Origin of the sequence: Pedobacter nyackensis, assembly GCF_900176505.1 — a bacterium.
Lineage (GTDB): Bacteria > Bacteroidota > Bacteroidia > Sphingobacteriales > Sphingobacteriaceae > Pedobacter > Pedobacter nyackensis.
In genome coordinates, this window is the sequence record NZ_FWYB01000002.1 from 665,091 (window position 1) to 678,843 (window position 13,753).

Below are 13,753 nucleotides of genomic sequence, written 5' to 3' on the forward strand. Positions count from 1 at the left end.
CATGATTTTTACCGAAACTTCTGTTATTATTATTACCTTTCCTTGAGATTAATACGATTAATAAAACAAGAGTATTCAAACCTATTTTTAAAATTAATTAATGAACAACAGTTTAAAAGCTACCCTAAAAAGGCACTTGCCCACTTTTATGAAAAGGCTTGCAAACCGCTTTAATTTGTATCCTGAATTTGTACCCGCTCAGGGAAAAATCAACTGGGGTGATTTTAAGTCAGGGAAACCATTTAGCAATGATTTTGGCTATGACCGCGGCGGACCGGTTGACCGTTACTATATCGAGAATTTTTTAGAAACAGAATCCGCAGCTATTAAAGGCAACGTTTTAGAAATTGCAGATAATGCCTATACACTAAAGTATGGTGGTGTAAAAGTTACCAAAAGCGACGTATTGCATGTAAATGAAGGCGCTCCAGGGGCAACCTATATTGCCGATTTAAGTAAGGCCGACAATTTACCTTCAGATCATTTTGATTGCATTATCCTTACGCAAACATTGCAGTTTATATTTGACTATACATCGGCATTAAAACATTGCTACAGGATGCTAAAAAAAGATGGCATACTGTTAGTCACAGTCCCAGGCATTAGCCCTATTGAGGGTGGCGAATGGCGTAAAAACTGGCTCTGGTCTTTTAACGAAGCATCTATGAACCGCGTATTCTCGGAGCTTTTTCCTGTTGATAGCTTTACAGTGCAGGCATACGGAAATATATATGCAGCAATATCATTTTTGCACGGCGTTGGAATTGTTGAGACGGATAAGTCCAAACTTGAGGTTAGAGATACTTCGTATGATGTCGTTATAACAATCCGATTAAAGAAATAAAATGATGTTTCGCTCCTTGTTATCTTCTATTAAACAAAAGTATACGCGTCGTGGTGTTGTATTAATGTATCACCGGATAGCTACCCCTTTATCAGACCCCTGGGAACTATCCGTTAGTCCCGAGCATTTCGAAGAACACTTAAAGGTATTAAAAGCCTACCATGTAATCTCCATAAAAGAATTGGCGGATATACTTGGAAATAAAAGACGAATGGCAACCAATACCGCAATCATTACTTTTGACGATGGTTACCGCGATAATTATTTAGCAGGCAAACCTTTACTCGAAAAATATAATCTACCGGCAACATTCTTTATTCCCACGAATTCCATTGGAGAGCAGCAAGAATTTTGGTGGGATGCACTGGAACGCATTTGCTTGCAATCGCCTAATCTGCCCGACAAATTAATTCTTGAGCAGCCGGATAATATCTCATGGGATATTGGTAATTCGGGCAATATGGTTAGCCCTGCCGATCTGTATTTAAACCTTTGTGTTATTTTAAGGAAAATGCCGGCAACACAGCAACAAACTTTTATCAAAACGCTTGAAACCTGGGCAAACAACACGAATAACAGGCCCGAGTATTTTACAATGGATAAAAAGGAGCTATTAGATTTACAGTCAGGCAAGCTATTTACTATTGGCGCGCATACAATGACACATCCTTTCTTGCCGGATTTTCCATATAATTATCAAAAAAGTGAGATACAGGGTGGAATTACCCATTTAGAAGAATTAACTGGCAATCCTATTAAATACCTGGCGTATCCGCATGGTGGCCGGGATCAAAACACCTTAGACATCTTAGCTGAATCAGGTGTAGGACTGGCATTCACAACAGACCCTCAGCATTTTAAAGCCGACACCGACAAACTCACTATCCCACGTTTCCAGGTCGGCAATTGGGATGGAAAAACATTTGAGTTTCACCTCAACAATTGGATGAGAAATAATACCTTAGCTTAAATGAATCTTAACGAAAAAGAAGACATAACAGCAGATTGGCAATGGGAAATAAACGCAACCCAAAGCTGGTTTAAATTAGGTCTGCGTGACCTTTATTCTTATCGGGGGTTAATTATGCGTTTTGTGCGACGTGATTTAATTGCCAGTTACCAGCAAACCATAATTGGTCCTGTCTGGATGTTTTTACAGCCTCTTTTAACCACCATAATTTACTTAATTGTGTTTGGCAGTTTTGCGAAACTATCAACTGATGGTGTTCCTAAAATATTGTTCTATTTGTCGGGGACTATTATATGGACTTTCTTTTTCGACAATATTTCGGGTACCATGTACACTTTTATCACCAATGCACACATTTTCAATAAAGTATATTTCCCAAGATTAATTGTACCAATAAGTAATATCATTACTCAATCGGTAAGATTGTCGATACAGCTGATGCTGTTTGTAGTTATCTTTTTATTCTATCATATCGTATATGATCAGTTTGACCTATCCTATACTTTGTTGCTTATCCCTTTTTTAATCATCTTAACCGCAGCTTTTGCATTAGGATCAGGCTTATTGATCTCTGTTTTTACAGCGCGGTATCGCGATATAGATACTTTTTTCCAATACATACTTCGTTTAGGGATGTTTGTTACCCCGGTGGTTTTTCCAAGTTCTTTGGTGCCTGAAAAGTATCAATTTTTATTTTGGCTAAACCCCTTAACACCTATCATAGAAACTTTTAGAGCTGTGTTTTTTAATCAGGGTGCGATACAGTATAATTATTTGTTATTAGCGGTTGCTAGTACTACTATTTTATTAATGCTCGGTTTGGTCTTATTTAAAAGACGAGAAACAGAAGTAATGGACATTATTTAAGGGATAAAATATGAGTAACCTGATATTAAAAGCAGAAAACATATCAAAACATTATCGCTTAGGAGTAATAGGGTCCGGATCATTTAAAGAAGACCTGCAAAATTTCTGGAAAAATACATTTTCAGCTGGCGGCAATAAAACAACGAGCAGTATTAACACTGAACCCAAAGCAAATGACCTATGGGCGCTTAAAGACATCGACTTTGAAATCATGAAAGGCGATGTGGTAGGTTTTGTGGGCAAAAATGGGGCTGGAAAATCAACCTTATTAAAAGTATTGTCGCGCATTACGCTACCAACTACCGGAACAATTAAAGGTAAAGGCCGCATTGCAAGCTTATTGGAAGTTGGGACTGGTTTTCATGCTGAACTAACAGGGCGTGAAAATATATTTTTAAACGGTCAGATCCTGGGGATGCAAAAAAAAGAGATCATATCCAAGTTTGACGAAATTGTAGCTTTTTCAGGCATTGAGCGCTTTTTAGACACTCCGGTAAAGCGTTACTCAAGCGGCATGTACGTTAGACTCGCATTTGCCATAGCAGCGCATTTAGACCCCGAAATACTTATCGTTGATGAAGTATTGGCGGTAGGCGATGCCGAATTTCAGAAAAAATGCCTTGGTAAAATGAAACAGGTATCCGCAGAGGAGGGTAAGACCGTACTTTTTGTAAGCCATAATTCACAGGCACTTAAAAACTTATGTACTAAAGCAATTTATCTGGAAAAAGGTCGGCTTATCGATATGGGGAATACACAAGATGTAATTACAAATTACTTAAAGCGAGAGCAAACCCTTTATCTACATAGAATATATGCAGATCCCGATACCGCACCAGGGAATGATAGCATCCGTATTAAACGGGTGGAGATGCTACCGCAATACCTGTCTGGTAGTAATATTATTGATATCAGAACACCTTTGGTCATTGATTTTGAATTCTGGTACTTGCCAAAAGAAGAGATGGATTTGGGGGTAAGTATCGCCTTAAATACCGTGATGGGTGAGTGTATTTTTGATGTTGACTCGCTGGCTCGACCATACAAAAAAGGCTTGATCAAAGGTCAATGCACCATCCCTGGTGACTTTTTAAATAACGGTTCTTATTCAATAAACTTAATTTTTGTAAAAAACACGAGCAGTGCTTTATTTGAATTTGAAGATTGCTTGTCTTTTGATGTTGAGGATTTTAGAGCAAACACAGCATGGTATGGTGATTGGCCAGGCGCAGTAAGGCCAAAGTTCAAAGTACAATTACAGCAGGAGGAAATTTAAAATATGGAAAACTTCAGCCCCTTTGCCATTGAGCATCTTCAGATTGATCAACTCGATCAGTTTAGGCCATCTACGGCTAATTATTACCTGGTTTTTTGGTGGAAAAACATTCCGTTAGGACACATTTGGTTTTATAATGAAAACAACAGCTTTGACAGTAGTACCTTAAGGCAGAAAGCTGCTGATGCCATGCAAAAGGCTATTGATTATTACGCCTCTTTACAAAAAAGGGATGACCAGGCATCATGGAAAAAATATCTATTAACAAACGATCAGGAAAACCTCAGAAAAGAACTACAAACCATCATTCCTTTACAAATAGGTCCTCCAACTGATGAAAAGCTTTCAGTTGTAATTTGTACCCGTAACAGGCCAAAAGCAATTGACGACTGCGTGCAAGCGTTGATGAACTCGTACGATAAGGATTTTGAACTGATAGTAATTGATAACGCCCCTGACGATGACAGTACGGAACAGGTTATTAAAAAATATCCTACTGTAAAATATGTAAAAGAACCCCGAAAAGGTTTAGATGTAGCACGCAACACAGGTGCGAGATATGCAACACACCATATAATAGCTTATACCGATGACGATGTAATTGTTGACCCCAACTGGACAAGATTACTTAAAACTACCTTTCAAGACCCAAAAACTATGGCTGTTACCGGTCTCGTTATACCGGTTAGTTTAAAAACCAAAGCACAATATATTTTTGAGAAAGATTGGGGCTTTAACAAAGGCTATTTACCGCAGATTTTTGGTAAGGAGTATTTTGCTGACAATGTTAATATTGGTGTCCCTGCATGGGACATCGGTGCTGGTGCAAATATGGCTTTCAGACGTGAGGTTTTTGACCTTGTTGGATGGTTTGATGAACGGCTAGATGTTGGCGCATCTGGCTGTAGCGGTGACTCCGAATTTTGGTATCGCATAATGGCAGAAGGCTTTCAATGTAATTACTATCCGCAGCTATTTGTATACCATCAGCATCGCGATAATATGGCTTCCTTAAAAAGTCAGATTTTCAATTACATGCGTGGCCAGGTTAGCTCTGTACTTGTACAACATGAAAACTATGGTCATGCCGGAGATCTATTTCGTGTAAAAAAGAGCTTGCCTGATTATTATTTGAAAAAGATCTATCAGGACCTCAAACATCTCAGACTTAATTCCCTGTTAAATACATTCAACGAGGTTCATGGTTGTATTTCGGGCTGGCTGTATTATCGCAAGCACCGCAATGTAATAAGAGACGGCAGCTTGTTATACCTTAAATCGCTGGAAGAAAGCGCAGTGGTTGACAAGAATACCGTTGTATCAGTTGTAATACCTTGTTATAATCATGGACAGTATTTAAGTCAGGCCATTGAAAGTGTATTAAATCAAACTCATCAAAACGCAGAGATCATCGTTGTAGACGATGGCTCGACTGACGATACAGCGAATGTGTGTAAAAGCTATCCGGGAGTTAAATATGTCCGGACTAATCGTTTGGGCCTTTCTGGTGCTCGCAATACCGGTGTAAGGCACAGTACGGGTAGTTTTTTGGTGTTTTTAGATGCTGATGACTATTTGTACCCAGAGGCTTTCAAAATAAATCTCGGTTATTTCTCTAATAATAGAGAAGTAGCATTTATATCTGGTTCACATGATAAGGTTGACAATAACGGAAACCTTTTACCAACAGAAAAACCAATGGAAAGGTGGGCTGAAAATTACGTGGGACTTTTACATGGCAACTATATAGCTATGGAAGCCACTGTAATGTATAGAAGTGAACTCTTTTATTCCTACTTTTTTGATCCACGACTAAAAGCCTGTGAAGATTATGATATTAACCTAAACATCACTCAACGTTTCCCAACCATAACTCATACTGAAAAAATTGCAGCCTATCGCATCCACGATTATAATATGTCAGCAGATAAAAGCTTAATGCTTGAGAACGTAATGATCGTTTTAAAGCGCCAGGAAAGTAAGTTGAAAGATCAAAAAGAGATAGAAGCTTATCAAAACGGAATTAAAAGCTGGCAAAACTATTACTCATCTTAATAACCCCAATATTGAAGAAAAATCACAAATAAAATGCTTGAACGTACTCCCAAATCGCCACCTCAAATTGCTCCATTACCAGCCGATACGAATCAGCCCGAATGGTCGGTTATGATCCCTGCTTACAATTGCATCCATTATCTGCGCAAAACGATTGAGAGCGTCTTAGCGCAGGCTCTGGATGCAAAACAAATGCAGATTGAAGTAATAGACGATTTTAGCACCGATAGCGATGTAGAGGCCTTAGTAAATGAACTGGGCAAGGGGCGTATTGGTTTTTTCAAACAACCACGTAATGTAGGTAGTCTAAGAAATTTTGAAACTTGTATCAACAGAGCAAAAGGGAAATTTGTACATATCTTGCATGGCGATGATTTAGTTAAACCAGGATTTTATCAGGAAATTGGCGGGTTATTTGAAAGCCATCCTGAGGCGGGCGCCGCATTCACCGGTTGTTCTGATATTGATGAAAATGACAAATGGCTTTGGGATAGTGAGCAAATATTAAAGGAGCCTGGCATAATTGATAACTGGGTACTTAAAATAGCTGAGGGACAATTGCTACAAACACCTTGTATAGTCGTTAGACGCGAAGTATATGAAAAATTAGGTAGTTTTTTTGCCGTGCATTATGGTGAAGATTGGGAAATGTGGACTCGAATTGCTGCAAATTATCCGGTTGCCTACTCACCAAGAAAATTAGCCTATTATAGGGTGCATTCCAACAACATTACAGGTAACTCTTTAACAACTGGTCAAAACATTAAAGACATATCCGCCGTAATTAATATTATCCAAAACTATTTGCCTGCGGATAAGCGAAAAGCGTTAAAAACAAGAGCAAGAATGAATTATGCCATTTACATTGGTATATTGTCTGACCGAATCTACCATACACAAAACAACCCTAAGGCGGCCCTTATGCAAGTAACGTACGCGTTTAAACTACATCCTAGCAAACGCACATTATATAGGTTTGTAAAAATTCTAACTAAAATATTAATACGATATAAGAATAAACCTCAGCAAGAGTAAAATCGCTCCAATAATTAAGTTTTCTTATCTATTGCCGCATCTATATAATCCAGCACATCCTTATCAATATCCATGTCAAACTTTCGAGCGTAGAACCGCTCTGAAATCATTATGTCATCTGCATCTTCCATTGTAAACACAATTGGTCTTGATCCCCCTTTCGGAAATTTTATATATCGTAAATATTCATTTACGACATTGTCTTTCCAGACAGAATTTAGGAGGATTGTCTGAAAAACCAACTCGTCAGCACCCCATGTCATCTTAAAAAAGCGCTCTACAGATCTATTTTCCTTTAAATAATTTATCACATACCTTGCATGTGCAGGAGCTATCGTAACCCATTGCGACAATCCATAAGGATTTAAATTATTGGGAAGCCTTTTTGGAGGTAATATTTTATTCAATATTCCTTGTATTCTATATTTAAGCGGATAATTATACTCACTAAAATGGTATTTTGTTAATCGTTCAATAGCCTCTTTCCAATCCTCGTAAATTGAAAAGGACTTCATAAAAGTTTTGCCAGGATTTGAAAATAGAAAGCTTTGTATTTCGGCAGGACCTTTTAAAGGATAGTCTTGCCCGCTTAGTAAGTTAATATGGCTATATTCATAAGGGTTACTTAATATCTCCTCCATACTATCCAACGTCGCTTTTACCATGGTATAGTCGCCCCAGGTAACTTTAGTTCTATTTTTAATAAAAAGAACATTTGGTAGTGATGCCAGATGAACAAATTTTGTTAAGTCACTCTTTTTATCTAAATGGATGTAAACATCTGTTTCAGAATAGATTAATCGCTTCACAAGCCGTTCAAGTTGCAATGGACTACAATGTGCAAGTATTAAATGGGCTAATCGCATTAGGTTTGTTAAGCAGTTAATATCATGATGGTCAAGAGCTCTTAAATATACACGTAATTACTAGTCCAGCAAAATCACTTGTCGTAAAATATAAAGAACAAGGTCACAACTATCCTTCTAAAATAGAAATCAGATCTCCATTGGGGTAACTTGTTAAAGCTATGTTCCTCCTTCTTTAATAACATTTCAATCGGCAGGTCGCAAAAAAGGGGTGCTGGTGTTCCTTTCAATAAATACTTTACGGTATTCCCTGGGTGATATGCCCTGGTGAATTTTAAATTGCCTGTTGAAATAGGAAACATTATCAAAACCACAGGCATAACAGATGTCTGTAATGTTATATTCTTTCCCTATTAATAATTTAGTAGCATGGCTGATCCTGATCTCATTGACAAACTGCGAGAAGGTTTTGTGGGTACTTCTTTTAAAGTAACGGCAAAACGCTGCTTTGCTCATGCAGGCCATGGAAGCCGCCGAGCTGATATCTATATTATGATGATAATTTTCAAATACATAGTTGAAAATGGAACCCAGTTTGTTAGAATCACTTTCCCTGAACCGTATTTTCCTGATATCGTCTGTTAGTAATAAAGCGCCTTCGCTACTGCGCAGGCACAGTTCTTCCAGTACCTGCAGCAACAGAATCAGGTTCCTCATCTGCTGGTTAGGCTGGAATTGGAAGAACAGGGCGCTGAGTGAAGGCCCCGCGCTACTGAATTTTATACCATAAGCCGATTGCTGCAGCAGTTCTTTTATCTTTCTCAGCTCCAGGCTCTCAAAGAAATCCTTTCCCATGAAATCCGCAGTGAACTGTACTACTATGGCGTGTGCTACATCAGGGGTATTTTTAGATAAGTTGTCATTGGAAAAACAATGCACCAAGCCCTGCCCGAACATAAAGATCTCTCCTTCGTTATAATTCATCACCTTGTTGCCTACATATACATGGCCTGAACTTTTCACGATCAGGATCACTTCATACCCATGGTGAAAATGAAAAGTATTCGTAAACCGCGGCTGACAGTATTCCTTGATGGCAAAACTGGCATCCTCAGGAGTAGATATATGTCGGTAAGAAGCTTTCATATGATTGTTTTTTAGTACAATACTTATTTTCGGAAGCAATAATTAAGCATTAAGGTAAATATAGTATCAGAAATTGGCAAATGAAGTATTTTTATTTCAACCGAAATCTGAATAAGTTTGTTATAGTAGGCTTTTGCTAAGCATAGTCTTCAATCAAACCTGACCACATTTTATATAACTCGTTATGGAACTCGCGATACACAATTGGATGCGTGCTGAAACTATAGAAACAACAATACGAAGGGTTTCTGCTATCGGATATACCCGGCTTGAAATAGCCGGAAGCCCGGATCAGTACAACACAAAAGACCTGAGAAAACTAATGAAGGAGCATGGCCTCTCCTGCTGGGGCTCTGTAACGCTGATGCTTGGGGAACGTAACCTGCTGGCCAGCAACGAGGCGCAACGCGCCGCTTCTGTACAGTATGTAAAGGATGTAGTGAAAATGGTGAAAGAGCTGGATGGTCATATGGTATCAGTTGTTCCGGGTACAGTAGGAAAGATAGTGCCGGACGGAAGACCTGAAGAAGAATGGGACCGGGCTATTAATTCCATGAAGGAAATATATGAATACAGTGAAGCCGCTGGCATATTGCTGGGCATAGAGCCTATCAATAGGTTTGAAACCTATTTCATCAACCGAGCAGAGCAGGCGCTGGCACTGGCTGCAGAAGTTGGCCCAAACTGTGGCGTGTGCCTCGATACCTTTCATATGAATATCGAAGAAAGGGATATGTTCGAAGCCATAAGAATGGCGAAGGACAAGCTGGTAGGTTTTCATGTGGCAGATAATAACAGGATGGCGCCGGGAATGGGGCACCTCAACTGGCAAAAGATCATAGACACACTGCGGGAAGTAAATTATGACAGTGTGCTTTCTGTAGAGTTCTGTGCGCCGTTGGATCGTACACCCGCCAACCCCTACCCTGGCTGCATCGATGAAATGCCTGAAAATCTTAGCCCTGAGCAGGAGAAATTCTTGATAGATCATGGCAGTTCTTCTGTTACAGACGCATTTTATACCATGCTCACCAAAGAATCATATCATACCTTATCAAAACTTATCTAAAGCATGAAAAAATCATGATAGCTTCATCACAAATAAAAAACAAATTATATTCTAATGAAAATAACTAATGTAGAAGCATTTTGGTTACGTTGCCCAATTCCTGAAGCAAAACAACACACTTCAGACTATGGGCTGCTCACCAATTTTGACATGACCCTTGTAGTGATAACAACAGATTCAGGATTACAGGGATTTGGAGAAGCCAAAGCTGCGGTAGGCTCTTCCGGAATATGCGCTTCCATTGTAAATTGTATCGAAAATGAACTGAAACCCGTACTGCTGGGCAAGTCTGTAAAAGACATCACCCGCCTCTGGGAAGAAATGTATAACGGAACAAGAGACCACTATGCGTTGTCAAGGGGAAGAAAATTTCCTATCCTTGGCAGGCGGGGCCTTACCATATCCGCCATGAGTGGCGTTGATACGGCGTTATGGGACCTTAAGGGAAAAATGCTGAACGTTCCCATACTGGACTTGCTGGGTGGGGCCTGCAGAGCGAAAATGCCCGCTTATGCAAGTGGAGGCTGGGCAGATGAGGAGAATATCGGCGAACAATTGAAAGGCTACGTGAGTAAGGGGTTTAAAGGGGTGAAGATGCGTGTTGGGGTGATGGACGATACTGTGCAGAAAAGCATAAACAGGGTAAAGGCTGCGAGAGCTGCGCTGGGGCCGGATATCAAATTGATGGTAGATGCACATGGAACTTTCAGCGTACCGGAGGCGAAGCAATTTTGCAGGGGTGTGGAAGACTGTAATGTATATTGGTTTGAAGAGCCCATCAGTCCTGACAATAGGAAAGGAACAGCAGAGGTAAGGGCTTCCACCCACATACCCATCGCCGCAGGCGAAAGTGAGTTTACCAGCTTTGACATCCATGATCTCTTACAAATCAGGGCTATAGATGTTATCCAGCCGGATGCCGCCATCATTGGTGGTATTTCAGAGGCGATGCGCGTAAGCCACCTGGCAAGTGTACATCAGGTAGAGCTGGCACCTCATTGCTGGGGTTCGGCCTTTTCTTTTATGGCCGGGCTAACCGTAGCATTTGCCTCAGCTTCTGCAACTATTATTGAGTTTTCTCTGGGCGGAAACCCTATGATGTACGAGCTGGTGAACGAACAGATCTCTGTTATAAATGGTGAGATCAGCGCGCCCTCAGCTCCGGGATTGGGGCTAACCCCTAACTGGGATTTTGTGAAACAGTTTAAGCAGTCAGTTTAAATCATTACTTATGGCAAAAGCACTTAAAATTAACCACGTTACCCTCATCGTAGATAACCTGGAAAAAGCAGGCGAGTTTTACAAACAAGAACTAGGCCTTGAACCGCTACCCGCTTTTCGGTTCGATTATCCCGTGATGTTCTTCAAATTTAATGATGAACAGCAATTGCATATTTCGGAATGGGAAGACCGCACTTCATTTCGCGGGCATATCTGTGTGCAGGTAGACGATTTCAGCAGCATCTTCTTTCGCATGAAAGAACTGAACGCTATAGACGTAAATCCCTGGGGAAAAGTAAGAAAGCTGCCTGATGGTGCCATGCAGATGTTTGTGCGTGATCCTTCAGGCAACCTGGTAGAGATTTCTTCTATACCAGGAGCGGAAGTGGATGACCGCATCTTTAAAGATGAATTGTACGAAGAGGGCCTGTATGTTTCAAAAAGAAACGATTTCAGAGGATTAAAATCTGACGACGCTACTTTGTATCACAACAAGCCATGATGAAACCATCATAAGCATAACAGCTTACAAACAGCAATGAACCGAGCTTGCGAGCTCATGAATGCAATTAAACAATAAGAGCTAATGAATAATATGCTTATGATAGCTTCATAACCTTTAAAAAGAAAATATATACTGATGAAAAACGTATTGTTGCTTGAAACCATCGCAGAGGAAGCACTAGCGGTATTGCAGGAAAATGTGAACGTATTCACAGGATACGATGAAGCCGAATTAAAAGATGTCCTGAACAATGTGGAAGTACACGCCATCATTACGAGGGGAAAAAAGCATATAGATAAGGTTTTGATGGAAGGCTGCCCCCATTTACAGGTGGCAGCCAGATGTGGTGTGGGCCTGGATAATGTAGATGTGGCCGAAGCAACTGCAAGAAAAATCAGGGTGATCAATGCCCCTGGCAGTAATGCTGCCACCATTGCGGAGCATACCCTCGCCTTAATGCTGATGTTAATGCGCGATATGTACAGATCGGTGGACCGTGTTAAACAGAACGACTGGAATTGGCGCAATCAATATGCTGGTGATGAGCTGAACGGCAAAACCCTTGGCATACTGGGAATGGGAAATATCGGAAAACGGGTGGCCAGACTGGGAGAAGCCTTTGGTATGAAAGTCCTGTACTGGAGCAGATCAGCACAGGGCCAGCCTATGGAAGAAGTATTGCAGCAATCTGACATAGTCAGTCTGCACCTCCCCTTAAGCAATGAAACGAATGAGATAATCGGAGCAGCACAACTCGCATTGATGAAGCCACGGGCATTCCTGATCAACACGGCAAGGGGTGCGCTGATAGATCATTTAGCACTCCTGGATGCTTTGAACGCGGGGACCATTGCCGGTTTTGCTGCAGATGTGCTGCCAGATGAACCACCTGTGCAGAGCCTGGCTGTTGTACAGCACCCGGCTGCGATTGTTACACCGCATTCCGCCAGCCTTACCGCATCCACATACCGGCAGATGTGTCTGCTTACCGTAAATAATGTAGTGGCAGTACTTACAGGCCGGCAGCCCGAATTAAACAGCGTATATAACCGTAACTCGTTTGTATGATAATCATTAATCCTTATTAAGATGAATACTTTTTTTGCAGGTTTATTGTTAACCCTAAGTACAGTGTTGTTCTGTGCGCCATCTCCGAAAAAGACTAAAAAGCCACTCGTGGTTTTTGTGTGTGGAGATCATGAATACAGTGGTGAAGAAACCCTTCCCATCATTGCGGCAGAACTGGAAAAGAACTATGGCATGAGGGCCGTCGTTCTCAAAGCATCTCCGGACCACAACAGCGAAGAGAATATTCCAGGGCTGGAAGTATTAAAGGATGCAGACTTAGCCATTTTCTATTTGCGCTGGCGAAGACTTCCTCCTGAACAGCTTGCCCATATTGAAGCCTACTTGAAGTCGGGAAAACCTGTGATGGGTTTCCGCACCACTACACATGCATTCAATTTTCCCAAAGGGCATGTCAGCGAAAAATGGAATGCCTTCGGGGAGTTTGCATTGAATACGCCTCCGGGCTGGGGAGGCAAAGCTAAACATACACACTATGGACACAATAGCAGCACAGATGTGAGCATCGTTCCCAAAGCATCCGGCAACCCTATCCTCACAGGAGTAGCAAAGGATTTTTACGTTCGCTCATGGTTGTACCATGTGGTGCCGGATTATCCGCTGAAAGGCTCTACTATCTTGCTCACAGGCAAAGCGGTAAACCCGCAAAGAGCAGCTGTAGAAAACCCCGTTGCCTGGACTGGCACCAACGCTTTCGGTGGAAAGATTTTTATGACCACGCTTGGCCATCCCGAAGATTTCAGGATAGAATCTTTTCAGCGGCTCGTGATCAATGCCGTTCACGATGAACTAGGCCTGAAAGTGCCAAAGAAATGGAAAGGTAAAATGGATATCCAGGTACCTTACCGTGTTGCTAAATAAATCCGTCAGAGA

General features: G+C 40.9%; 13 protein-coding genes. 11 read left to right on the forward strand and 2 right to left on the reverse strand.

Annotated features, from left to right (window positions below; all coding sequences use genetic code 11):
- Window positions 1-100: 100 nt before the first annotated feature.
- The 6 genes from B9A18_RS07085 to B9A18_RS07110 are packed head-to-tail and all read left to right on the forward strand — an operon-like array spanning window position 101 to window position 7,047.
- Window positions 101-844: a methyltransferase domain-containing protein gene (locus B9A18_RS07085; protein ID WP_084288544.1), complete on the forward strand. Its 744-nt coding sequence runs from the start codon at window positions 101-103 to the stop codon at window positions 842-844.
- Window position 845: 1 nt separating this feature from the next.
- Entirely contained in the window at window positions 846-1,814 is a 969-nt protein-coding gene (locus tag B9A18_RS07090; RefSeq protein WP_084288545.1) for a polysaccharide deacetylase family protein, read from the forward strand.
- Window positions 1,815-2,681, forward strand: a complete 867-nt coding sequence (locus B9A18_RS07095) for an ABC transporter permease (protein WP_084288546.1) — start codon at window positions 1,815-1,817, stop codon at window positions 2,679-2,681. It begins immediately after the preceding gene.
- Window positions 2,682-2,691: 10 nt separating this feature from the next.
- A complete protein-coding gene (locus B9A18_RS07100; RefSeq protein WP_084288547.1) occupies window positions 2,692-3,957 on the forward strand; it encodes an ABC transporter ATP-binding protein in 1,266 nt (421 codons plus the stop codon).
- Between the two features lie 3 nt (window positions 3,958-3,960).
- Window positions 3,961-6,012, forward strand: coding sequence for a glycosyltransferase (locus B9A18_RS07105; RefSeq protein ID WP_084288548.1), 2,052 nt, complete (start codon window positions 3,961-3,963; stop codon window positions 6,010-6,012).
- Between the two features lie 33 nt (window positions 6,013-6,045).
- Window positions 6,046-7,047: a glycosyltransferase family 2 protein gene (locus B9A18_RS07110; RefSeq protein WP_084288549.1), complete on the forward strand. Its 1,002-nt coding sequence runs from the start codon at window positions 6,046-6,048 to the stop codon at window positions 7,045-7,047.
- Window positions 7,048-7,061: 14 nt separating this feature from the next.
- Here B9A18_RS07110 and B9A18_RS07115 read toward each other — a convergent pair whose 3' ends face one another.
- Complete coding sequence (locus B9A18_RS07115; RefSeq protein WP_084288550.1) at window positions 7,062-7,913, reverse strand: beta-1,6-N-acetylglucosaminyltransferase; 852 nt, start codon at window positions 7,911-7,913, stop codon at window positions 7,062-7,064.
- Window positions 7,914-8,099: 186 nt separating this feature from the next.
- A complete protein-coding gene (locus B9A18_RS07120; RefSeq protein ID WP_084288551.1) occupies window positions 8,100-8,999 on the reverse strand; it encodes an AraC family transcriptional regulator in 900 nt (299 codons plus the stop codon).
- 184 nt (window positions 9,000-9,183) lie between these two features.
- Here B9A18_RS07120 and B9A18_RS07125 point away from each other — a divergent pair, with 184 nt between their 5' ends.
- The 5 genes from B9A18_RS07125 (at window position 9,184) to B9A18_RS07145 (ending at window position 13,741) form a co-directional block, all read left to right on the forward strand.
- Window positions 9,184-10,068 (forward strand): sugar phosphate isomerase/epimerase family protein, encoded by an 885-nt coding sequence (locus tag B9A18_RS07125; protein ID WP_084288552.1) that lies wholly within the window; start codon window positions 9,184-9,186, stop codon window positions 10,066-10,068.
- A gap of 54 nt (window positions 10,069-10,122) precedes the next feature.
- Window positions 10,123-11,289, forward strand: coding sequence for a mandelate racemase/muconate lactonizing enzyme family protein (locus B9A18_RS07130; protein WP_084288553.1), 1,167 nt, complete (start codon window positions 10,123-10,125; stop codon window positions 11,287-11,289).
- Between the two features lie 10 nt (window positions 11,290-11,299).
- On the forward strand, window positions 11,300-11,791 hold the full coding sequence (locus tag B9A18_RS07135; RefSeq protein WP_084288554.1) for a VOC family protein: 492 nt from the start codon (window positions 11,300-11,302) through the stop codon (window positions 11,789-11,791).
- Between the two features lie 138 nt (window positions 11,792-11,929).
- Window positions 11,930-12,862: a 2-hydroxyacid dehydrogenase gene (locus tag B9A18_RS07140; RefSeq protein ID WP_200816320.1), complete on the forward strand. Its 933-nt coding sequence runs from the start codon at window positions 11,930-11,932 to the stop codon at window positions 12,860-12,862.
- 192 nt (window positions 12,863-13,054) lie between these two features.
- A complete protein-coding gene (locus B9A18_RS07145) occupies window positions 13,055-13,741 on the forward strand; it encodes a ThuA domain-containing protein (protein ID WP_200816321.1) in 687 nt (228 codons plus the stop codon).
- Window positions 13,742-13,753 lie beyond the last annotated feature (12 nt).